This window comes from Glutamicibacter sp. JC586 (assembly GCF_009805585.1).
Taxonomy (GTDB): Bacteria; Actinomycetota; Actinomycetes; order Actinomycetales; family Micrococcaceae; genus Glutamicibacter.
In genome coordinates, this window is record NZ_VHIN01000011.1 from 15,920 (window position 1) to 36,005 (window position 20,086).

Annotated in this window: 24 protein-coding genes and 1 pseudogene; 13 read left to right on the top strand and 12 right to left on the bottom strand. The window is 57.6% G+C overall.

Features of this window, described 5'->3' with window-relative positions; translation table 11 throughout:
• Positions 1-106: 106 nt before the first annotated feature.
• The gene (locus FJV47_RS16715) at positions 107-229 is read right to left on the bottom strand and encodes a hypothetical protein (protein ID WP_255475113.1); all 123 of its coding nucleotides are present in this window, start codon (positions 227-229) and stop codon (positions 107-109) included.
• On the opposite strand from FJV47_RS16715, the gene FJV47_RS11645 reads away from it, so the two are divergent.
• From FJV47_RS11645 to FJV47_RS11660, 4 genes are read left to right on the top strand one after another with little or no spacing between them, the layout of a single operon-like run.
• Positions 228-701 (top strand): hypothetical protein, encoded by a 474-nt coding sequence (locus tag FJV47_RS11645; protein WP_159613209.1) that lies wholly within the window; start codon positions 228-230, stop codon positions 699-701. The genes FJV47_RS16715 and FJV47_RS11645 overlap by 2 nt on opposite strands.
• Positions 698-1,408: a response regulator transcription factor gene (locus FJV47_RS11650; RefSeq protein WP_159613211.1), complete on the top strand. Its 711-nt coding sequence runs from the start codon at positions 698-700 to the stop codon at positions 1,406-1,408. Before FJV47_RS11645 ends, FJV47_RS11650 begins: the two co-directional genes overlap by 4 nt.
• Positions 1,405-2,655, top strand: coding sequence for an ATP-binding protein (locus FJV47_RS11655; RefSeq protein ID WP_159613213.1), 1,251 nt, complete (start codon positions 1,405-1,407; stop codon positions 2,653-2,655). The genes FJV47_RS11650 and FJV47_RS11655 overlap by 4 nt, the downstream gene beginning before the upstream one ends.
• Positions 2,656-2,705: 50 nt before the next feature.
• Positions 2,706-2,876 carry a hypothetical protein gene (locus FJV47_RS11660; RefSeq protein ID WP_159613215.1) on the top strand — a complete coding sequence of 57 codons (171 nt, stop codon included), beginning with the start codon at positions 2,706-2,708 and terminating at the stop codon, positions 2,874-2,876.
• 136 nt (positions 2,877-3,012) lie between these two features.
• Here FJV47_RS11660 and FJV47_RS11665 read toward each other — a convergent pair whose 3' ends face one another.
• Complete coding sequence (locus FJV47_RS11665; protein WP_159613217.1) at positions 3,013-3,246, bottom strand: hypothetical protein; 234 nt, start codon at positions 3,244-3,246, stop codon at positions 3,013-3,015.
• Between the two features lie 93 nt (positions 3,247-3,339).
• Between FJV47_RS11665 and FJV47_RS11670 the strand changes: the two genes are divergently transcribed.
• From FJV47_RS11670 to FJV47_RS11680, 3 genes are all read left to right on the top strand, one after another.
• A complete protein-coding gene (locus FJV47_RS11670) occupies positions 3,340-3,558 on the top strand; it encodes an FAD-dependent oxidoreductase (protein WP_159613219.1) in 219 nt (72 codons plus the stop codon).
• A gap of 82 nt (positions 3,559-3,640) precedes the next feature.
• Entirely contained in the window at positions 3,641-3,856 is a 216-nt protein-coding gene (locus tag FJV47_RS11675; protein WP_159613221.1) for a hypothetical protein, read from the top strand.
• Positions 3,857-4,077: 221 nt separating this feature from the next.
• Positions 4,078-4,338 (top strand): GlsB/YeaQ/YmgE family stress response membrane protein, encoded by a 261-nt coding sequence (locus FJV47_RS11680; RefSeq protein ID WP_159613272.1) that lies wholly within the window; start codon positions 4,078-4,080, stop codon positions 4,336-4,338.
• A 143-nt stretch (positions 4,339-4,481) separates the two neighbouring features.
• Here FJV47_RS11680 and FJV47_RS11685 read toward each other — a convergent pair whose 3' ends face one another.
• Together FJV47_RS11685 and FJV47_RS11690 are read right to left on the bottom strand one after the other, a co-directional pair.
• A complete protein-coding gene (locus FJV47_RS11685) occupies positions 4,482-4,769 on the bottom strand; it encodes a hypothetical protein (protein ID WP_159613223.1) in 288 nt (95 codons plus the stop codon).
• Positions 4,770-4,920: 151 nt separating this feature from the next.
• Positions 4,921-5,481, bottom strand: coding sequence for a MarR family winged helix-turn-helix transcriptional regulator (locus tag FJV47_RS11690; protein WP_159613225.1), 561 nt, complete (start codon positions 5,479-5,481; stop codon positions 4,921-4,923).
• A gap of 238 nt (positions 5,482-5,719) precedes the next feature.
• On the opposite strand from FJV47_RS11690, the gene FJV47_RS11695 reads away from it, so the two are divergent.
• A complete protein-coding gene (locus FJV47_RS11695; RefSeq protein ID WP_159613227.1) occupies positions 5,720-6,112 on the top strand; it encodes a hypothetical protein in 393 nt (130 codons plus the stop codon).
• A 108-nt stretch (positions 6,113-6,220) separates the two neighbouring features.
• The gene (locus tag FJV47_RS11700; RefSeq protein ID WP_235026438.1) at positions 6,221-6,715 is read left to right on the top strand and encodes a hypothetical protein; all 495 of its coding nucleotides are present in this window, start codon (positions 6,221-6,223) and stop codon (positions 6,713-6,715) included.
• Positions 6,716-6,893: 178 nt separating this feature from the next.
• On the opposite strand, the gene FJV47_RS11705 is transcribed toward FJV47_RS11700, so the two are convergent.
• Complete coding sequence (locus FJV47_RS11705; RefSeq protein WP_159613229.1) at positions 6,894-8,297, bottom strand: deoxyribodipyrimidine photo-lyase; 1,404 nt, start codon at positions 8,295-8,297, stop codon at positions 6,894-6,896.
• 156 nt (positions 8,298-8,453) lie between these two features.
• Here FJV47_RS11705 and FJV47_RS11710 point away from each other — a divergent pair, with 156 nt between their 5' ends.
• Together FJV47_RS11710 and FJV47_RS11715 are read left to right on the top strand one after the other, a co-directional pair.
• Complete coding sequence (locus FJV47_RS11710) at positions 8,454-8,681, top strand: hypothetical protein (RefSeq protein ID WP_159613231.1); 228 nt, start codon at positions 8,454-8,456, stop codon at positions 8,679-8,681.
• Between the two features lie 11 nt (positions 8,682-8,692).
• Positions 8,693-9,286: a Dyp-type peroxidase domain-containing protein gene (locus FJV47_RS11715; RefSeq protein ID WP_159613276.1), complete on the top strand. Its 594-nt coding sequence runs from the start codon at positions 8,693-8,695 to the stop codon at positions 9,284-9,286.
• Positions 9,287-9,548: 262 nt separating this feature from the next.
• On the opposite strand, the gene FJV47_RS11720 is transcribed toward FJV47_RS11715, so the two are convergent.
• Complete coding sequence (locus FJV47_RS11720; RefSeq protein WP_159613233.1) at positions 9,549-10,517, bottom strand: GGDEF domain-containing protein; 969 nt, start codon at positions 10,515-10,517, stop codon at positions 9,549-9,551.
• Positions 10,518-10,788: 271 nt separating this feature from the next.
• Between FJV47_RS11720 and FJV47_RS11725 the strand changes: the two are divergent.
• Positions 10,789-12,268: pseudogene (locus FJV47_RS11725) on the top strand (IS3 family transposase).
• Between the two features lie 445 nt (positions 12,269-12,713).
• Here FJV47_RS11725 and FJV47_RS11730 read toward each other — a convergent pair.
• The 3 genes from FJV47_RS11730 to FJV47_RS11740 form a co-directional block, all read right to left on the bottom strand.
• The gene (locus FJV47_RS11730) at positions 12,714-14,582 is read right to left on the bottom strand and encodes a hypothetical protein (RefSeq protein WP_159613235.1); all 1,869 of its coding nucleotides are present in this window, start codon (positions 14,580-14,582) and stop codon (positions 12,714-12,716) included.
• A 305-nt stretch (positions 14,583-14,887) separates the two neighbouring features.
• Positions 14,888-15,154 carry a Txe/YoeB family addiction module toxin gene (locus FJV47_RS11735; protein WP_159613237.1) on the bottom strand — a complete coding sequence of 89 codons (267 nt, stop codon included), beginning with the start codon at positions 15,152-15,154 and terminating at the stop codon, positions 14,888-14,890.
• Positions 15,151-15,399, bottom strand: a complete 249-nt coding sequence (locus FJV47_RS11740; RefSeq protein WP_159613239.1) for a type II toxin-antitoxin system Phd/YefM family antitoxin — start codon at positions 15,397-15,399, stop codon at positions 15,151-15,153. The genes FJV47_RS11735 and FJV47_RS11740 overlap by 4 nt, the downstream gene beginning before the upstream one ends.
• A gap of 288 nt (positions 15,400-15,687) precedes the next feature.
• Here FJV47_RS11740 and FJV47_RS11745 point away from each other — a divergent pair, with 288 nt between their 5' ends.
• Positions 15,688-15,966: a hypothetical protein gene (locus FJV47_RS11745; protein WP_159613241.1), complete on the top strand. Its 279-nt coding sequence runs from the start codon at positions 15,688-15,690 to the stop codon at positions 15,964-15,966.
• 104 nt (positions 15,967-16,070) lie between these two features.
• Here FJV47_RS11745 and FJV47_RS11750 read toward each other — a convergent pair whose 3' ends face one another.
• The 3 genes from FJV47_RS11750 to FJV47_RS11760 all read right to left on the bottom strand — a co-directional run bounded on the left by FJV47_RS11750 (position 16,071) and on the right by FJV47_RS11760 (position 19,997).
• Positions 16,071-17,597 (bottom strand): molybdopterin-dependent oxidoreductase, encoded by a 1,527-nt coding sequence (locus FJV47_RS11750; RefSeq protein WP_235026439.1) that lies wholly within the window; start codon positions 17,595-17,597, stop codon positions 16,071-16,073.
• Positions 17,598-17,768: 171 nt separating this feature from the next.
• The gene (locus tag FJV47_RS11755) at positions 17,769-18,572 is read right to left on the bottom strand and encodes an anti-sigma factor domain-containing protein (RefSeq protein WP_159613245.1); all 804 of its coding nucleotides are present in this window, start codon (positions 18,570-18,572) and stop codon (positions 17,769-17,771) included.
• A gap of 729 nt (positions 18,573-19,301) precedes the next feature.
• Positions 19,302-19,997 carry a fasciclin domain-containing protein gene (locus FJV47_RS11760; RefSeq protein WP_159613247.1) on the bottom strand — a complete coding sequence of 232 codons (696 nt, stop codon included), beginning with the start codon at positions 19,995-19,997 and terminating at the stop codon, positions 19,302-19,304.
• Between the last annotated feature and the right edge of the window lie 89 nt (positions 19,998-20,086).

Genomic DNA, 20,086 nt, shown 5'->3' on the forward strand with positions numbered 1-20,086 from the left:
CGCCGACGATCCCGGGCATAATTGGCAGTGTTGCACCGTGGGGTGCGTCGGAAAGCAAGAAATGGGAAGGGATCTTTGTGGGTGTACGGCGGGCTATCTCAATGCTCTACGTTCTGTTGCTGATTCTGGTAACGAGCGCCTGCAGCACTACCGATGCCTTAAGGGTCGAATCGCCCACAGCTTCCTCGATGCCGTTAACCACGGCGAGTAGCCCATCTGACGGTGACATGAAAGATTGGGAAGAACCGTTTGCGCCCTCCGAGGTTCGATCGGTGCTACTGAAGACTGACCTCAGTCTTGTCGCCACCGAGCAGAACTCCGAGGCAGATATTCGCGAATACCTGACCGATTGCGATAAGTGCCTACTTGCCCTGCCCAGCTTTGAGATTGCCGGCGAGAAGTTCCAAAACTATTCCGTGAGCACCGCCGGCGATGCCTACAGTTTTGCGTCCTTTGCCATCCGAGACGATCAAGGAAAACCATCGATCGCGTTGGCGGTGGGTGGAAGCAACGTGTATTTGAGTGCTGGCAAGGAAGGTAGCCTGGTGGCCCAAGAAGCTGTCTACCAACCGGATGACCCCATGTGCTGTCCCTCGGGATGGTCCGTGCGAATGTTCCGCTATCAAGATGGACAGTTTATGCAGGCCGATTCCTTCGAAAGTTCGGTAGAGCCCACCGAAAATCAGGAGGTCACCCCATGAGGCCCACCGGTATTCGGATTTTGATGATCGAGGATGATGCGGTCATTTTCGAAGCTACCGCCATCGGGCTTGAACGGTTGGGCTACCAGGTTCTCGGCGCCGAAGACGGCCTGGAAGGACTCGAACTCTTCCGCCAGCTGGAACAAGATGACTCGGTCGATGTGGTTCTGCTCGATGTCATGTTGCCGACCATGAACGGTACCCAGGTCTGCCGAGAATTGCGTAGCTTCAGCACCGTTCCGGTAATCATGCTCTCGGCACGCGGTGAAGGCCTGGATATGGTCACCGGTTTAGATGCCGGTGCCGACGACTATCTGGCCAAGCCCTTCGACTTGCAGGTCCTTGATGCCCGGTTGCGTGCGGTCTTGCGGCGCGCGGACCGGCCGGCCGCCACCAGCCCAGTCCCAGCAAGTCCCGCATCAAAAACGCAACGTCTGAATATCGACCCGTACCGGTTAGTGGTGCTGCTCGATGGGCAGGAAGTTCACCTTACCCCGACCGAGATGAAAATCTTGTTGATGCTCAGTGAAACCCCCGGTGCGGTGGTGTCGCGCAGCGACATCCTGGCCGAGGTCTGGGGATACACCTGGGAAGCTGATCACCGCGTCATCGACGTCCACGTACAACGATTGCGCAGAAAAATCGGTGCCGGTCGGATCGAAACCGTGCGCGGATTCGGTTACCGGCTGCAGGATGATCTCAGATGAGCCTGCGCTGGAAAATCACCGGGATGACCATTCTTTCGGTGCTGCTGACCCTGCTGGTTTCGGCCATGTTGGTCCGCCAAATGATCAATCTCAGCGAGGAACAGCGACTGCGTGAGGAAGCCACCACTTCGCTGCAGCAAGCGGTGCGGATTCTGGATGAGACTGGAATTAGCATCCTTGGTGCCAAGGTCAATGATCCGCAGTTACCCGATGAGGCGCGGGACGCTGCCAAGGCGGGCCAGTACATTACCTATCGCGCCCTCCTTGATGGGCAGGAAGTTATTTATGCGGCGGCCCCGGTCAGTTTGGGAACCCAGCCGGCGGTCTTGTCGCTCTCGGTGTCCTGGGCCAGTAGCCAGCAGATGCGCCAAAGTGTTGACACTGCCCTGTTGTGGGCCGGGATCACCACCCTTGTTTTGGTGTCATCCATTGGCATTGTGATTGTTTCACGACTGGTCAAGCGACTGACCAAGGGATCCCACGCGGCCCGGGCCATCGCTTCCGGCGAGCGCCGGGTGCTGGTGGAAGACTCGATTGGTAAGCCCTTCGGAGGGCGGGATGAAGTCGATCAGTTCGCCGGGGCCGTTGACGCGATGGCCCGTGAACTCAATGCCAAAATCGCTGCCGAGCAACGATTCTCTGCAGATCTAGCCCATGAGCTACGCACCCCATTGACCGGTTTAGTGACGGCGGCAAGTTTGCTTCCCGACTCCCGCCCCACCCAATTAGTCCAGGATCGGGTGGCCAAGTTGCGGAACCTCGTCGAAGATCTGTTGGAAGTCTCCCGGTTGGAGTCGCGCATCGAGTCGGCCGATTTGGCCACCGTGCAGTTGGATCCTTGTGTTGCCGAGATCATTGGGCATATCCGTGGACGACGCCCGGAACAGTGCGCCGAACTACAACTTCACTTGAACGCCGAAGGTAGCGAAGTGCTTGTTGAACCGCGAAGGTTAGAGCGCATCCTAGAGAATCTGATCAGCAATGCGTGGGCCCACGGTGAAGGGCCGATCACGATCAGCACTCGGGGCCGGAGCATCAGCATCCATGATCGGGGCCCGGGATTCCCGCGCGGTGTCTTGGACAATGGTCCGGAACGTTTTGTGTCCAAGGGTGGTGGGATCGGACTGGGATTGACCATCGCTAGCGGTCAGGCGCAGGCCTTGGGCGCCACGATGAAATTATCCAATGACAACGGCGCGTTGGTTCACCTTGAATTGCAGCCATCGACGGAATCCGAACTTCGCTAGCTGGTTAGTACTCCAAACGCACGGGCGCTGCATCATCGATCTCCACATCGATGATGCAGCGAATCACCGACCACTTCCCGCTGCCCTGGTCCCCGCTGTCCAGCAAGGAGGTGGCACGGATCGACGGCCTTACGGCCTCCGAGGCCATCGACCGGCTGGATCTTCCCGAGCACCAGCGCCAGCTGCTGCGTTCCTTCTGGGCGCTGTATTTCAACGGCTGAATGGACCGCGCCGCCTACAGCCAGGCGCTTCGCTGGTGCGTCGTCGCCAGCGGATCCTGGTAGACCATGTTCGAGGCCTGCGCCAGCTACAAGATCGAAGGAGGCACCCGGCGCCTGGCCGAGGAAATCAGCGTGGTTACCGGCGCTCTCCCCGATCAAGCGCTAGGCGGCCGAGCGCGGACAGGCTGGCCGCGGAGCCAAGCTGTGGATCAAGGTCAAGGGGCGGCAACAGCGATTTGTCGCCCTGGGCCCGGAAGATGCCCCGCTGAACTTCGTCCAGGTCGAATACATCGAGGAAGACACCACAACCCTGGTGTGCTTCGGCCCCGATGCGGCCGCGGTGGATGTCGAGGATCTCGCCGCCGCCCAACGCTACCTGGATCGCTTGGTTCCCGGATTGGAGGTACTGGAGGCCGCCGGGTACAACTGGGTGGACGACCCGTAATCGCAGTCCACCTGGCCCATGCACTACACGGGCTACCTGACCGAGTCGCTGGCCGAGTTGCAGCGCCCGGAGGGCCTGCTTCACCTGGCAGGTTCGGACTTCGCCAATGGCTGGGGCGGGTTCATCGACGGGGCCATCGAAAGCGGACTCGACGCCGCGCGCGCCGTGTCCACGGCGCTGCAGGCTCCGGCCGCCGGGCCAGAACTGGCCGCGACGCCTTCGCTGCCGGCGAGCTGATCGGCAGGTGCCTCTGGCCTAGCCGGTTCAGCTTCGGTATCCTGTGGCCAGACCCGGATTCTTCGCTACCCTAGGAGACACCATGGCCACACCGGATGTGCGTCCCGTCGGAGACCTCCCCCATGAGCTGGGGAAAACCGCCCCGCGGGAATTGCAGCTCGCCGGACTGGACAGCTTGGAAAAGATTTGCCGGTGCACCGAAAAGGAGCTGCTCGCCATTCACTGCGTCGGCCCCAAGGCGATCAGGATCCTGGGCTCCGCCTTGGAGCAGAAGGGCCTGGGGTTTCGCACGGCCTAGCCCGGCACGCCGCAGAGCGCGGTTCCCGCCGGGGCCCGTTGCACGCCCGGCCCGGGCTGTGCTAAGTGGCAGGGCTATTTTCCGGCCATCGCCACGACCAGGCTCCCAGGAGGCACCCAGTTTTCCGGCGACGGCCTGGGCGCATCTAGTACCTTTCTGATTTGGAAGACGGTGCCGGTACCCGTTACCGAGGCACCATGAAACCGAGCAAAGGGGAAACCATGGGCATTATCGGATGGATCGTTTTGGGACTGATCGCCGGGGCTATCGCCAAGGCCATCAAACCGGGAGAGCAGGGAGGCGGATGGCTTGCCACGCTGCTGCTGGGCATCGTCGGCGCCCTGGTGGGCGGCTGGATCGGCTCCGCGGTCTTCGATGTGGGAATCAACCAGTTCTGGTCGCTCTCGACCTGGCTGCTGGCCATCGGCGGTTCGCTCGTGGTCCTGGTCCTCTGGGGGCTACTGACCCGCAAGCGGGCCTAGCGGACGGCCCACCAAGAGCCATGGTAGTGGATGGCGCCAACGCATCGTCGGCGCCATCCACTGCCATGTTCCCGAGTGGCATCGCAGCAGGTCCGCAGGGCAACGTTCAGCAGCGGCGCGCACCATCCGGAGGCGAGCAATGGCTAGTCGCGCGGATCCGGTTGCCCACCGCGTTCCAGCCCCTGCGAGGGCTCCGCGGACTGCGCCGACTCGCCGGCGGTGTCGGCTTCTTCGCGGCTATGCTCCTGGACCTTTTCGAGCAGGTTCTGCACCTCGCTGGCCCGGCCCGACCAGTACTCGGGTTCCAGGCCAAAGCCATTGGCTGCTTCCTTCGCCAGATCCGTGAAACCATCACGGTGGTCTTCGAGCGCGTTATTGAGATCTTCGAACTCGTCGTGGCTGACACTGACATCGATGCGCCTGCGCGGCATTCAAATCACCCTAACTTGTGTGAGGTCACCTGTTTCCGTTTGGCTTCAACCTACGCGCGCAGCGGCACTGCGGCATCTGCCTTGAGGTTTTTTCCAGCAACTCGCTGCCTTGCCCGTCGCGCTCAGGTGGCGCGGGGTTCCAGCGGGCAGGTCATGAGGACGCCAGCTTGCTCCCTGGGACATCGCGCAGCTCATGATCGCGTTGCGCCGACTGGCCGAGGTCATGCTCATTCCATTCCACACTGGCAATGAGGGCATGCAGGAACTTCGCTGCGGCCCTCCGCTCATCTGCGCTGAGCCCATCGACGGCGGACATCATCCGCTCATGCATCTGCTGCAGGGTCTCACGCACCTCGGTGTCGCTGTACCGGGTCGGAACAATGCCCACCGATCTGCGGTCGGCCGGATGCATGATCCGTTCGGCGTATCCATCGCGGCAGAGCCGATCAATCAGCGCTGATACCGAGGCATTGGAGATGCCCAGCTCCTCGGCGAAATCGCGCTGGCGAGGCACCTCGCCCTTGCGGTGCTCCCTCAAGAGGAAGCGCAGGGCGGTCATGTCGGTCTCATTCATGCCCATGGATCCGCGAGTCTGGGCACGCATTTTCCGCTCTGCGTCACGGTAGCGGCGCATGAGGTTCAACAGGTCAACGGCTTCCGGAGCCGATTGGCCCTCACCATACCAATATCCACTGGCCTCATAGCGACTCATGAGAACTCCCTTCCTCGGATACGAGCACAATACCCAAGAGTCTTGCCGGCCTTCCACTGATTCTTGTGAAATTCCAGCTTGCGTCTCCTGAAAAAAATAATGTAGTCTGCCTAATAGTTAGACAGTCTACATATATTCTACTACGAAACAGCGAAGAGTGCCGGAGCGCAGGATGAAAGAGCATTTAGCAGTTCCCGCAGATACGAGTACTACGGGCCACGAAGCATGGATCACAAGGATGCAGAACATCGCATCCTTCGGCACCCAGGAGTGCAGAAGCAGAAGCACGGTGCATTCGGCGATCTGCACCATCCAGGGCACACCTGACAAGCTGATTGTCAATTTAGCCTGCACCGCGACGGGCGAAGAAGATGTCACCGAGCTCATGCAGTACGTCAATGACACCTTGTTGCCGCAGATGGAGCGGCTGCTGGGCATCCAGTTCGAGGTGCGGAACCTGCAGTTCGCGGTGGCCGGCCGGGAAAATCTCCTGACACAACCCGAAGACCTGGACAAGGCCGATGCCTCCACAGATTGGCTGGATGACCCCTTCGCCACCCCGACCCTGAACCCCACCCAAGGCTGGCGGCCGGAGACAGGAGGAAAATCCGCGGATTTGAGCATGGCCTAGGCCCGCCAGGGCCAGTGCGGAGCGTTCGGCTCTGCACGCACACAGGGTGATCGACGAGGCTCCGGCCCGTCGAAACCGCACCCCGCGCAGCACCATATTCACTGAGGAATGCAAGAAAGGGAAGTATCTACAATGCCAGGTCGTATTGCCAGAACCCAGACCGCTGTCAGGGTCGCCGATTTTCTCGCCACCCGTGAGGGCAAGTCCCACCTAGCTTCTTTTGGCTGGGCCCCGGGCATGCCCATCGTGATGACCCGTCCCAACGAACCACTGCATGACGTGATGGCGATGGTCTCCGTCCACGGCCGGGCGGCGCTGGTCGCCATGCTCGACCCGCGCAGCGAAGAACTGCGCATGCTGCACATCACCACCCCGCAATCGGCGCTGCGTGTTGTTGCACCTTCCGCCGACTCCACCACCATCGGCGCGTTCTTCGACCGGGTCGCATCGGCGACCATTGCCGAATTCCGCGTGAAATTCTGGCAGCACACCGCCGTGGCCCACGTGATTCCTTCCTGTCCCGCCATGCACAGTTCCGGCGCCGCCAGCAATAGATACCAGCTGCCATCGCGGCCAGCCTTGGCAACCGCCGGCGTGCAGTAGCCAGCATTGCGCTTCCCCGGCACCATCGCGTGGACAGCTCCCAGCCATTAAGCGGCGGGAGCTGTCCACCGTTGTCTTGTGCAGAAAAGTCTTGTGCAGAAAACTGGCGACCGCGCCCCGTCCTGCGCAGCGCAGCCGCCGTGCGAGGCACTCCCGGCCCCGGGCGCTCGCCCCCGAATTACTGGTCTTGAACAGATTTCATGTGCTGGTAGGCATCGAGCGCCGCCTGCCGTGATTCCTTCAGATCCACCAGCGGTTCAACGGCCAACGGAGCGTAGCGGGTCACATAGCTGCCCGAGGGGTCGAATTTCTTGGCTTGCAGTTCTGGATTGAACACCCTGAAATAGGGCGCGGCGTCGGCGCCGCTGCCGGCCACCCACTGCCAGTTGGCGGTATTGCTCGCCAGGTCCGCGTCCACCAAGGTGTCCCAGAACCATTGCTCGCCGACTCTCCAATGCAGCCCCAGATTCTTGACCAGCAAGCTTGCCGTCACCATGCGCACGCGATTATGCATCCAGCCGGTCTGCCACAACTGGGCCATCCCGGCATCCACCAACGCGAATCCGGTGCGGCCCCGCCGCCAGGCCGTGGCCAGGTGCGCCGCCCGGGCCGAATCCTCGGGCCAGGCCCAATCAAAATCATCAAACTCCGCCCGCAGGTTCTCGGTGGGCAGTTCCGGGTGATGGTAGTAGAGGTGCCAGCAGAAATCCCGCCAGGCCACCTGGCGGCGCAATCCCAACGCACCCTCGGCGGCCCCCGGGGTGCGTTGGGCCAACGTACTGAGCTCGTGCCACAGCTGGTGCGCGCTGAGGTGCCCCCAACGCAGCGCCGGAGACAGCGCGGAGGTCCCATCGCGGTCCGGGCGATCATGCAGGTCCTGGTAATCCCGGGCGATCTCGTCGAGCACAGTTTCCAGGCGCTCATGGGCCGCCGGTTCCCCTGGCGTCCATGCTTCGGCCAGGCCGGTGGACCAATCCGGCGAGGTGGGCAGCAAGTCCCAGCTCTCCAGATCTTCGCCGGGCGGCGTCTTTCCCTGCGGCGCGGCCTGCCGTTGCGGCGCCGGTTGGGGTGGGCGGATGTCGGCGGCGCACAAGGCCTTATGGAACGGGGTGAACACCTTGTAGCCGGTGCCTGATTGGGTCAGCAGCTCCCACGGTTCGTGCAGCAGGGTCCCGGCATAGCTGTGCGCAGGTATCCCGGCTTCGCCCAAGGTGCTCTTGAGTTCGGTGTCGACGGCGCGCTCGGCCTGGCCATAGCGCCGGTTCCAGTGCACCGTAGCCACGGCGCCCTCGGCGACCACCTCCTGGAGGATCTCCACCGTGGCTCCGCGCCGCAGCACCAGCGGAATGCCGAGTTCCTCGAGCGAGGCGCGCAGGCTCACCAGTGCGTGGTGCAACCACCAGCGCGCCGCACCGCCCAGCGGCCTGATCCCGGCAGAATCCTCGTCCAAGATGTACAGGCCCACCACCGGGCCCGCGTCGCGGGCCGCCAACAGCGCCGGATGGTCTGCGGTGCGCAAGTCATCGCGGAAGAGCACTAGCTGGTAGCCCTGGGGCTGATCATGGCTGCGGCTGGAGTTCATACAGCCAGCGTAGATTAACCGCGGAACCTGCACCGCGAACCTGTGTACTAGCAGGGTGCGGTGCTTCCAGCGGCCGCTACTGCGCGACATCGGCACAGGCCAGTTCATAGACTCGTGGGTGAACGCATACTCACCGACCTGAAAGGAGTTCCGCCCATGAAGGTCACCCCAAGGAACAACCGGCTCTCCTGGCTGCTCGTCGTTGGATCGGGCCTGGTCGTGCTCGTGCTGTCGGCACTGCGGCTGGCCGACGCTACCGGCTCCCCATCGACCTCGATAACGGGCTCAATCGTGCAGCTGGTGATCGGGGCCTTCGTCACTGCGCTGGGCCTATGGCAGTTGCGCCCACCGAAGCAAGAACGCCCCGATGCTGACCAGCAGTAGCCTCGGCCCGGCTGACCCAGGGCGAGGCGGCCCTGGCGGATACCGAACCCGGATTGGGGACGGTGTCGGCCCGCTTGAACTTCACCTTCGACTTCGGCCCAAAGCTGGTGGAGATGGCTAGTTCCTCTGCGGCAGACATTCAGCCGCTGCCTAAGTTCAGCATCGATCGGCTGCAGGAGCGCTGGAATGATGGGGATCTGCTCCTGCATCTGGGCTCGGATGACCCCTTCACACTCGCTCACGCCCAGCGCATGCTCTTAAAGGATGCCCGCAGCTTCTGCGAGGTGAAATGGGTGCAAACCGGGCTCCGTCGCTCGCGGGGCTCTGAAGCCAGCGGGACGACGATGCGCAACCTGTTCGGACAGGTCGACGGGACCGTGAACCCGGCACCGGCCATTGATGATTTCACGTCTCTGGTGTGGAATGAGGACAGCAGCACCAACATGGTGATCCGCCGCATCCACATGGATGTTGACACCTGGGATGAGTTGGATCGATCCGGCCGGGAATTCAGCGTCGGGTGCTGCGCCCGCGTCAGTGTGTTCGTAGCGTCGCGGTGGTTTCGCACCACGCAGCAGGCGATGCGGCCGTTCGCGGTCCGCTAAGAAGAAACGGTCTTCATGGCGGCGCAACGCTCTGAAAGAAGCTTCCCAGATTGGCCCAGCCGACCCGCGCAAAACCTATGCATATCGTACATGCTGGAACACCCGCGCATTCCCAAAAAATGCAGGAAAACACAATGCAGGTAGCATTCGACTAAAGAATCGGTAGTGCCTTGGTGAACACAGCTTTCGATTCCGAGATCTTCCTGACAAGTGCGCATTTAGATGGATACAGTTCTCTGCAGGCCGTTGCGAGGACAGCCTGTTAGCTGTTTTTCCTGGCTTGATCGCGACACTGGTATTTCTGCTGATACATTAAGGCATCAGCCGCGGCAATACACTGATCAATGTTGGTGGTACCTGGCTGTGCTGAATAGAATCCCATGGCTGAAGGAATCCCTGCCTCTTCCAAGGACTCTCTGAATACTGAGAAATAAGCTTCTGTCTGGGATGGAGCTACTCCGTTGGCCAAAATCATGAACTCATCACCCCCATATCGAGCGACGCGGCAGGACTCGGTGCTTTTACTTCTCAGGATCTCACCAGCGCGCTGCAACAATAGATCCCCAGCTGCATGACCCTGGCTGTCATTGACCTGCTTAAGCCCATTGAGGTCAATCACAGCAACCGAGACGGAATCGCCAAAAGCGTCGAGACGTTCTTGCGCATCACTGGTGATCTTGTCCCAGCCGCGTCGGTTCAACAGACCAGTCAAAGCATCTGTTTGCGCCAAGGCATCAGATAGCTCACTATTTCTTCGCTCTCTATCAGCTACTCTAGCTAACTTCAATTGGGCAGATAGAAGTGAACTGATGAGGGCAACGAGTTCTTCATCTATTGCCTCCCCTTCAGTGAGCGGATCGGTGCGCACCCCGCACAGGACACCAAACATCTCACCCCGGTCATCATTGATGGTGTACCCGGCATAGGCCCCTACCTCGACTGAAACTCGCATACACGAATAGTCAGGATCTAGCTGCGTATTGTTCACAATATGCGCAGCGCCATTGGCCATTCGACTGCATAAAGATTCCTTCCACTCAACACGTTGACCGGTTTTGAGCAACTGATCTGGTTGCACGTGCAAGTGGACCTGCTCTCCATCGATTACGCGAGAAACTGACCAATCTGTCAGCGGGGTATGCATTTTGAGGTAAGAAATAGCCTGTTCAGCCGAATCTGTGAATATCTGAGCACCATTAAATACCTGTGCATCTTTCGCAATGCGTGTCATTTTAGGCCTTAACCTCCATGCGGCTCAGGCGATAACACCCTCAGAGCACCATACGAAATTATTGAAACTTATACTTTCAACGAGAATAGGGATCCTGTGTGAAACCGATTCCTGGTACATAGGATAACAACCATCAGGTGCTGAATTGATGTATGTCCTCTCTATTTCCCACCAGAACCGTTCCCTGTCTGTCAGTGTTGAGTGAGACCACCCCTTCATAGCAACACCCCTCACCCGAAGACAAGGCGAGAACCAGGAAACACTCCACACCATGAGCACCACCAACCTCCACCACCCTGCGGGTTCACTGCCAGAGAATAGAACCATGGACTCTTCTGTACGCCCGGACCAGCCCAAACGCCGAACCATCAACCCCGCACAGAAACTCGCGTACCTCAACGGGTACGAGCAAGCCATTGAACATGGTGAAGGCGGTGGCTACCTGCGCGCCAACGGGATCTACTCCTCACAAATCGCGGAATGGCGCAAGCTACGCGAAGCGGGCATCCTCGAAGGAAATACAGTCAGGGTGAGCAAGCAGTCCACTCGGACAGGCAAGGGAACATTGAGTAAAGAACAAGCTGAAATTGCACGGCTGAAAAAAACTGTTGGCGGCCCGTGACGCGCAACTAGCGAACACGCAAACTGCGTTAGACATCATGGGAAAAGCACACGCGCTCTTGGAGCAAATCTCGAAGAGCGCGGATTCCGAATAGGCTCTCGTGCGTTGCTGAAGAACGTCTATGACCAACTTGTTGAGGCAGGGATCTCCACCAGGAAAGCCAGTGCACTGGCCGGAGTCAGTAGGGCCGCGATGCACCGTCAACGCGCAGCCCGGCTGTCCCCAGTGAAACGGGTTGATGCGCCACGTCCAGCACCACCGAACAAGCTAACATCTGTTGAAGAAGCAGTGGTTCTTGAAACGTTGAATAGTGACCGTTTCGTTGATCAAGCACCGGAACAGATCTTTGCGGTACTGCTGGGTGAAGGAACTTATTTGTGCTCAGTATCAACGATGTATCGGTTGCTACGCCGGGAGAAGCAAGTGCTAGAACGGGGCCGTCAGGCACGACATCCTGCACGGAAAGTGCCGGAGTTGGTGGCGTACCAGCCTGGTGAGGTGTTCTCGTGGGACATCACCAAACTCGCTGGCCCTTCTAAGGGAGCGTATTTTGATGCGTACGTGATGATTGATATTTACTCCCGCTACATTGTTGGGTGCGAAGTGCATGCCCGGGAGTCAGGATTATTGGTGCAGGCGTTCATGAAAAACGTGTTTGCTACTGATCAGGTGCCGTTGGTGGTTCATGCTGACCGTGGCACCTCGATGACGTCGAAACCGGTCGCGTCGCTACTTTCTGATTTAGATGTCTTGCGGTCGCACTCACGTCCGAAAGTCAGTACTGACAACCCGTATTCAGAAGTCTGGTTCAAGACGTTGAAGTAGATGCCGGTGTTTCCTGAACGGTTTGGTTCGTTGGAAGGCGCCCGGGGATTTCATGGGCAGGTTTGTTCAGGCGTACAACACTGAGCATCGTCATTCCGGGCTGCGGTTTCATACGCCGGCGGACGTGCATTTCGGGATGACTGGGCACGTGGATGATCAGCGGTTAGCTGAGTTGGAGGCGGCGTGGGCTGAGCATCCTGAACGGTTTGGGAAGAACCAGTTACCGAAGAAAATGATGTTGCCTGACGCGGCGTGGATTAATGAACCGATTAAGCAGGGAGAAGGGAAGATGATGGTCGTCTAAGCACTGGTGGTCTCACTTGACTTGAAAATTTCCAAACTAGGCATATCTCACTCCCTACGGACCTAATTCTTCATTGTCCGCGGGTCTACTGCTCCGCCGTTTGTTCTCGCCGGTCGTCCTGACACGGTCAAAGCTTGGTAAGCCGAGTAGTGATGGTCATGCATCGGATGCAAATAAAGTCTTCAGAACTTTACATAACGTCAATTATCCGCTTTAACCGAGAGGATCGAAGGTAATTCCTGACCTCCAGTCCAGCGATGCGCCTGCGCTGCCGCATCTAGACCTGTACTACAGCGATAGGGGATCGACTCAGAGAACACCCCTTATGCACACAATTTAGATTCTCGGCCACGGTCTCGACGATCCCTATAACAGCGATGAAGCGACTCGACAGCTGACTTTACGCAATAGTTGTACCGCAGGTTCTTCTCGACACAAAATGGTATTAGTTGGCAGTCAATACAGTGCTCTTCGTTGCGTAGCCCTTCTTTATTGCGCTCACCTTGACCGTCAGCTTCTTGCCTTTGTCAGCTTTAGTGACTTTGTAGCTGCTCTTGATTGCACCTTTGATGTTCTTGCCGGAGCGTTGCCACTGGTATGTCACTTTCTCTGCCGTAGGGCTGTAGGTGCCGGCTGACACTTTTACGGTCCTCCCCACAATCTTCTTGCCTGAGAGAGTCGATTTCTTGCTCACCTTTAGCGTTCCCGGCGCCACTGTCTTGGTCGCTGTACTTTGAGCGACCACGGTGTTGTAGTAGCGGTGGGTGAACTGTGTTTTTACGCTGATCTTCTTCCCCCAGTCGGCGGGAACAAGAGTATAGGTGCTGCGGTTTTGCTGGAAAATTTCCTTTCCGTCGCGCAGCCAGATGTAAGTAAGTTTTGCATCCTTTTTGGATACCGTTCCAGGTTTGGCCGTCAGCTTCGAACCCACCATAACGGTGCCAGAGATGGTCGGTTTTCCGGATTTCAGATTGCCATGATCGATCTTTACGGATTTGGAGATCAGCTCGACCGGCTCCGCATGTGCGCCAACGAAAGTTACGACGGCGTGCACCCGCTTCGAGTTCAAAGAATCATCTGGGATGAAAGTGGGACCAGTCGCGCCCTTGATCGCAATAGTGTCGTCTTTGAACCACTGATACGTTTTCTGGGCATGGGGGAACACGGTGGGATCCAACGCAATACTGAGTTTCTCCGTCACGAATCCGGTGCCGGTCAGTTTGGCAACGGGATGAGTGGACTCAGAGGCCGGGATCGGTAGGTCGTACCCGGCGGACAGAGTCGCAGTAGGGACATAGACAATCTTCTTGTCCCAAGAAGTTTTCTCAACGCTGGTGTACTTTGCGGTGATCTTCTTCCCGGCATCGGCGGGGGTGAGCTTATAGGTGCGCCCGGTCGCCCCTGGGACCGCGACAGCATTGCGGAACCACTGGAAGTTCTTTTGCGCATAGGAGCCCCAAGGTATTTCCAATTCGTCACCGATGATAGCGAACGGAGAGTCAGAATTGTCCTTTCGTGCTGTGCGGTAGTTGACTCTCAGCGGGCTTGACTTTGCGGTATCAAATACGTCGGTGACCAAGACAACGTGTACATCAGAAGAGCTCAGTGAGGAACCCGTGGTTGCATCGGAGGTTGCGACCATGACGTTACTGCCGGCCACCATGGGCAGCACGGAAGTGGCTGTAAATTTCGTGTAAACGGGCTGTGGATCAGCGGCCCCTGAAGGGCGGCGCGGAACGATGGCTCGGCCATCTACACCAACAATTGGTGCGAAGGTCAGCGTCTTGCCCACCCAGCCCTTGGAAAGCGAATGCGTCTCATTGGCTTTGAACTCTTCAAGCAGAGGCATAGCTGCCACCCAGGAGTAATCCGTGAGGCCCGCGTCTTGCACGGTAAGGCTGGTTAGCTTTGTCATCTTGGTCAGAGCAGTCCGCGTTGCATTAGTGACACCGGACGCTGGCAGGAAGGTGACCCACAGCTTCTTCAGGTTGGGCAACTGAGCCACAGCCGCAACCGCCTCGTTGGTGGCACCGTAGATTTCCACAGAAGTCAGCTGTTGCATGTCCTTCAGACGCTCCAGCCCAGCTATGGTTGATTCGTCCTGGTTCAGAATCCTCAGCTCGGTCACCGTGGTGGGAACATCCAGATCCGCCAATGATTCAACCTGCGAGCATTCCATATGGAACGGGTGATCTTCTTCATCGTTCCATGACCAGCAACTGTGCGGTGGGGCTGCCTGAGCAGCCGGCGTGAGGCCTCCAACAAGGAGAGCCAGCGCAGCGCTGATGGCCAGTGTTGTGCGGTGAAAATTCATGTGCCCCTCGGGATGCTTAAAGTTGAGAACTGGGTAAATCTTTGCACAGCTTTTCGGATCAGAGTATTCGCGTGCGAAACACCACCCCCAGATCGCGAGCGAATTCCACGGTTAGACTAAAAATCCGCCGAAAATCAGCGATACCCTGGCGCGCTTTAGCCGCCAACGTTCGGAACAGGATGAGGGCCTGTTCATGCTTGACGGGGCAAACCGCCTCCAGCTTTACATAAGATAGGTTATCGGCGCTAAACTTCCACTTGAGGAGTGAGCGTTCGGGAACTGACAAAGATCGACAAAAGTCAATGTCAATAGTGATATTTTGCTTGAAGAATCGTCACTGCGCGATCATCAGCGATATACACCAGTCGGTTGACGTCATCGATGCGTCGCGACCAGGCGCCGGCCAATGCGTGCTTCAGTGGTTCAGGTTTTCCAATGCCTTCAAAAGGATCGTCACGGAGCACGTCTTCGATCAGCAGGTTGATGCGCTTGAGCGTCTTGCGATCCTGGGTCTGCCAGTAGACGTAGTCTTCCCAGCCGCCGGCAGTCCAGGTCAGTAATCTGTCACTCACGGTTCGATGAGCCCGTGTTCTGCAGCCTGGTCGTTACGTGCCGCTTCCAAAGCTGAAAGTAGACGCACCGCATTCTTGGGCGAGCGCAATAGATGGCTCGTTTCAACGAGGGAATCGTACTCGTCTTTCGACATGAGCACCGCAGAACCACGCTTGGACATGATTTCAACTTCCGTGTGGTCCAGGTTCACTCGTTCGATAAGACCAAACAAGTCGCGTCGCGCTTCGCTGGTGGTGATTGCCATTCCGCCTCCTAGTGGTACTAGATATGGTACCACTCGCAGCCTGCCTCGCGGGAGCCAAGCGCCAACTCGGCACCCGGTAGGCGATCAAGGTGAAAAGAGCTGCAAGCAACGCACCAGTAACTAATTCCACCTTGGGCAGCGCGGAAAATACTCAGATCCTAAGGGATTGACCCCAACCAGGGAGCCAATCGGAATTTACTTCCAAACTCTTCAAAAGACTGAAGATTTAATCCAGCGTATGGTCATACTGCTCTTGTCATCACAGTACAATTTTTGGAGGTCCTTGTCGTGATCAAAAAATCCCTCACACATGTCGCTGTGTCGACCGCGGCTCTCGCGCTCACTGCCGGAGGACTCACCGTTGCAGCGCTTCCGGCCCGAGCTGGATACTCCTACTTCTATCCCACCGATTACAAGACTTTCGATGCCTGCAACACCAAGCGCCTAACCATGAACTCCTCTTGGTCAAAGGCCAGCCAATGCTTCATTTTCTACGACACCGACCGCATCGGAAATCGAGCTGGCCCGAACGTCTGGAAATTCTCAGTCACGGTAAAAACCTACTAATCAGAAAAATTCAACCCATGTTTGCGGACTGAGACTTGGATCCGCATATGGATCACTCAACGGTTTCAGCGATGGCATGGAGTAATGCAAGAAAGTTGCATCGATTATTCGACGCTGAACTGCAGCCGGTGCCAGCCGGAGGAACCGTTTGGAACAGGCGCAGCGGTTTCTTCTGTCTGTAGCTGGCCATGAGCATCGGTCATGCGGACGGTAGCGGAGTGATTGCCCGCGGTTGCCTCTGTCCATTCGAATCTCCATTGACGCCAGGTGTCTACGGAGAGCTCGGTGGCGAGTTCGACCTCTTGCCACGGCCCGTTATCGATACGGATCTCCACTTTGGAAACTCCCGTGGTCTGAGCCCATGCGGTGCCACCAAAGACGACCTTGCCGGCGGGCAACTTTGCGAAGGACCGTGGGGTATCTATCCGGGATGACATCTTGATTGGTCCTCGTTCTGACCAGCCTCGTGTTGTCCAATAGGCAGCTTTGTCTTGGAACCTTGTCACTTCCAAATCAACCACCCATTTGGTGGCCGAAACATACCCGTAGAGTCCTGGAACCACCATACGGACCGGGAAACCGTGTTCTAGTGGCAGGGGTTCGCCGTTCATTCCGATGGCCAGCAGAGCTTCACGGCTATCGGTGAGAGTTTCCAGCGGCGTGGAGGCACTGAAGCCGTCGAAGGAGGTAGAAAGAACCATATCGGCACCCGGTAAGGGTTTGGCTTGGGCCAGTAGTTCTCGTAGTGGGTAACCAAGCCACTTGGCGTTGCCGACGAGATCGCCACCGACTGGATTGGAAACGCAGGTCAAGGTGAGGTAGTGCTCGACCAGGTCCATGTTCAAGAGTTCATTGAATGTGAGTGTGAATTCTTTCTCGACCATTCCGTGAATTTTCAATGACCAGTCTTGGGGGTCGATTTGCGGCACAGACAAGGCCGTGTCGATTCGATAGAAGTCCTGGTTCGGTGTGACAAATCTAGAGGCGCCAGGGACGTTTAGTTCAGCTCCTTGAGGCGGGGCTTGTACTTTCACTTTCGCCGGTGGAAGACCAAGGGCTGAGCGGGCTGACTCTGCGGTATTTCTAAGGGTCCGCAGGGCCTGGGTAGCGCCGACGGCGAGTAGTCCGAGTGCCACGCTTCCCGCTGATCCGAGGAGAAATTTTCTTCGTGATGTTGTGTTTTCGGACTGGGGATGGATCGTTGGTACAACGGCACGGCTAGCCATGCCGGTAAGAAGTGTGAGTGTTCCCAGGCCTAGTATGGTGCCGACTATCGTCGGTATTAGATCGAGGAAGTTTGTTGCCGAGCGGCTTAGCACGGAAGCACCTAATAGTACTGATAGCCCTATTACCAAGCTCAATCCGAGTGCAAGGCTCCGTGCCGTGGCAAGTCCCACTGTGGCCGCTAAGAGGGCGGCGGTGATCGATAAGGTGATGAATAGAAAAAGCTTGTCGTTGGTGCCGAATAAGCCGATGGCCAGATCTTTGAGCCATGGTGGAGTGAAATCAATGATTGTTGACCCTAGAGCGACGAGGGGCGATGAAGCAGTCCCGAAGAATGTGGACGCTGCTTGAGCGATAGTGAACAAAACAATAGCTGAGCAGATGCCAGCTATTGGATAGCGCCACATATGACGCTTGCTTTTTATTTGTTGTTGCTCCATGGCACTGAACCCCACACTTCGTTGCGGTGCGTTCGAATGCTTTACTCGAACACCGGATAACTCCTATTCGGTGTCACCCGGTGCCTGGATTGGATGTCAAAAAATTGGGGCATGGGCGCTGCACGTGTGTCGATTTTTCTAAAGGCTTTGCAAGAGAATTGGTTCGGTAGTCGGAGCGGGTGAGCCCGCTGCAGGTTCCACGGTGATTCCGAAGTGGGTGATGCCTTCCAGTGAACCGGTAATCATTGCGGTTGCTGCGGCGCTGGAAGGATCCAGCATGCCGGCCGGGATTGCTTTCTCAGCGGAGATGAGCCAGAGTTCGTAGCCTTTCGTTTCTGGGAGTTCAGGCAGCGCGTGGGTTGATACGGCCATGACACCAGACTTTTCGGAGTATGAAAGCCTAATTGTTGCCCCGTTATCTAGTGTCTGGGATTTAGACTGCATGTCCTGGGCGCTCAAAATCTGCTTCATCGTATCCCGCTCGCTCTTCATAGCCTGAACAACCATCTCCATCTGCTGCTGAGTATTCAGATTCCACGCCAGCGCACCGAGAGCACCAGAAGCAACAAGTGAAGTCCCCGCAGCTAGCGCAAAGAACTTCCGCGGCTTTCTGTGAACGCTCTGCATACTTCGAGCCAATTCGTCATGAGGGTAAAGCAGAGCTCTTGCTTCCGTTGCGGAATGATCGCATTGAGTCTCATCAACGCTTGCGGGAACCTGTTCAACGGTGCGAATCGCATCCATAACGTAGGTCTTAATTCTCGGTGGCGGCTTCACTTCGGAGACGGTGAGACCGAGGTAGGCAGCAGTCTGTTGCAAAGAAGCAAGCTCTTGCCCGTCCGTGGAGGCATTGGCCTCATACTGCAGCACCTGATCACGTTCAGTTTGGGTCAGCGCATTCAGGGCGAAGCCGTTGAACAGTTTACCTTTGTGCTTGCCCATGACATGGCTCCCAGCAATTCTCGTATTTCCTTCATTCTGTCTCGTGAGCCGGCTTTCACGATCACCACAGGTAGTTGGGCATGATCAGGGATCTAACAATGCGTCACACCCCGAAATAGACCAGTTGGATCGTATCTCTTTGGGCTTCAGTTAGTTGGCAGAGAGCTTAGATCATGAGTTTGACCTCATCAGGCCGTGCCGCTATTCCCTGCAATGATTGATGCCTTGCTTGGGGTTTCAACAGCGATTTCCAGTTCAGATATCGGGCGCTATGAAGTGAAGCGGATCTGTCCCACGGCAGGCTGATGGACGATCTTCAGCAGCCAAGTTGGTGCGGTAGTTCGCACAGCGGCGAAGCCATCAACATGGCGTTAATCGTCTGAAAATATTCTTTGTGTGGCTTCCTACCTTTGGACTTCGTCGCTCAGTTGAAGGGCGCCCAAAACGAATAAACTGGGGAAAATTCGGCCATGAAGCCGCTTGCTCGATAGCTGCTTCCTCTCCCTGTGGCGCTTGAAGCAAGAGAGCTTCATCCTGCGTCGAACCGCCAGTAATTTCAACTGCTCGATTCAGAATCGTGAGTTCAAGGATCCCCTACCGTTAAGGATCATTGGTCTTGTTCAGGAAATAGCTGCAGGCCAAATCTTGGGTAGACAAAAACCAGGGAACGGGCCTCCCCAAAATAGTGCATCGCCCGCTCCCTGGCTTCTTCAGCTTGATGCTGTAGTGCTACTTCTTGGCCGGGGGCATCAGCACCGAATCAACGAGGTAGACCGTGGCGTTGGCAGTCTGCACGCCACCGCAAATGACCTTGGCATCGTTGACCATCAGGTCATCGCCGCTGCCGCTGACCTTGACCTTGTCGCCTTCAACGGTTTCCAGATCACCCTTCAGATCATCGGGGGTTATCTGGCCGGGGACCACATGGTAGGTCAATACCTTGGTCAGCATGTCGGCATCCGATACGACAGCGTTAAGGTCCTTTTCTGGGATGGCCTTGAAGGCATCATCCACCGGAGCGAAGACGGTGAACTCATCGCCATTGAGCGTGTCCACCAGGTCGACGTCCTTATTGAGCTTTCCCGAAACGGCCTTCGTCAGGGTGGTCAGCAACGGGTTGTTGGATGCTGCAACGGCTACCGGATCCTTGGCCATGCCAGCAACAGAACCGTCACCTTCGGGCACTGCTTCCGCGTAGGCCGCGCAGCCCGGGCCCACGAGATTGGCGGCCGGGTCCATGGCCGATTCACTGGCCATTCCCGAATCCTCGGAGGCACTCGGGCTGCTCTCGGTCATGCTGGAAGCCGAGCTTTCGCTGCTTGGAGTGGACTCGCTGCCGCTGTCCATCGAGCAGGCGCTCAATCCGAACGCGGCGACCGCGGCAATCGAGAGCAATCCTACTGTTTTGCGCTGCATGGTTTTCATGTCGAACTCCTTACCTGGCGACCCCCGTTGGGCCAGTTGGTTTTCCAAACCTCTTGGTTTGGGTTGTCATAGGGCATTCGGGGCCAGGG

Excerpts from the sequence above, each read along its gene's own strand:
- FJV47_RS11645 (WP_159613209.1), top strand. The coding sequence starts at position 228 with ATGAAAGATTGGGAAGAACCGTTTGCGCCCTCCGAGGTTCGATCGGTG.
- FJV47_RS16715 (WP_255475113.1), bottom strand. The coding sequence starts at position 229 with ATGTCACCGTCAGATGGGCTACTCGCCGTGGTTAACGGCATCGAGGAA.
- FJV47_RS11650 (WP_159613211.1), top strand. The coding sequence starts at position 698 with ATGAGGCCCACCGGTATTCGGATTTTGATGATCGAGGATGATGCGGTC.
- FJV47_RS11655 (WP_159613213.1), top strand. The coding sequence starts at position 1,405 with ATGAGCCTGCGCTGGAAAATCACCGGGATGACCATTCTTTCGGTGCTG.
- FJV47_RS11660 (WP_159613215.1), top strand. The coding sequence starts at position 2,706 with ATGATGCAGCGAATCACCGACCACTTCCCGCTGCCCTGGTCCCCGCTG.
- FJV47_RS11670 (WP_159613219.1), top strand. The coding sequence starts at position 3,340 with ATGCACTACACGGGCTACCTGACCGAGTCGCTGGCCGAGTTGCAGCGC.
- FJV47_RS11675 (WP_159613221.1), top strand. The coding sequence starts at position 3,641 with ATGGCCACACCGGATGTGCGTCCCGTCGGAGACCTCCCCCATGAGCTG.
- FJV47_RS11680 (WP_159613272.1), top strand. The coding sequence starts at position 4,078 with ATGGGCATTATCGGATGGATCGTTTTGGGACTGATCGCCGGGGCTATC.
- FJV47_RS11685 (WP_159613223.1), bottom strand. The coding sequence starts at position 4,769 with ATGCCGCGCAGGCGCATCGATGTCAGTGTCAGCCACGACGAGTTCGAA.
- FJV47_RS11690 (WP_159613225.1), bottom strand. The coding sequence starts at position 5,481 with ATGAGTCGCTATGAGGCCAGTGGATATTGGTATGGTGAGGGCCAATCG.
- FJV47_RS11695 (WP_159613227.1), top strand. The coding sequence starts at position 5,720 with ATGCAGAACATCGCATCCTTCGGCACCCAGGAGTGCAGAAGCAGAAGC.
- FJV47_RS11700 (WP_235026438.1), top strand. The coding sequence starts at position 6,221 with ATGCAAGAAAGGGAAGTATCTACAATGCCAGGTCGTATTGCCAGAACC.
- FJV47_RS11705 (WP_159613229.1), bottom strand. The coding sequence starts at position 8,297 with ATGAACTCCAGCCGCAGCCATGATCAGCCCCAGGGCTACCAGCTAGTG.
- FJV47_RS11710 (WP_159613231.1), top strand. The coding sequence starts at position 8,454 with ATGAAGGTCACCCCAAGGAACAACCGGCTCTCCTGGCTGCTCGTCGTT.
- FJV47_RS11720 (WP_159613233.1), bottom strand. The coding sequence starts at position 10,517 with ATGACACGCATTGCGAAAGATGCACAGGTATTTAATGGTGCTCAGATA.
- FJV47_RS11730 (WP_159613235.1), bottom strand. The coding sequence starts at position 14,582 with ATGAATTTTCACCGCACAACACTGGCCATCAGCGCTGCGCTGGCTCTC.
- FJV47_RS11740 (WP_159613239.1), bottom strand. The coding sequence starts at position 15,399 with ATGGCAATCACCACCAGCGAAGCGCGACGCGACTTGTTTGGTCTTATC.
- FJV47_RS11750 (WP_235026439.1), bottom strand. The coding sequence starts at position 17,597 with ATGTGGCGCTATCCAATAGCTGGCATCTGCTCAGCTATTGTTTTGTTC.
- FJV47_RS11755 (WP_159613245.1), bottom strand. The coding sequence starts at position 18,572 with ATGGGCAAGCACAAAGGTAAACTGTTCAACGGCTTCGCCCTGAATGCG.
- FJV47_RS11760 (WP_159613247.1), bottom strand. The coding sequence starts at position 19,997 with ATGAAAACCATGCAGCGCAAAACAGTAGGATTGCTCTCGATTGCCGCG.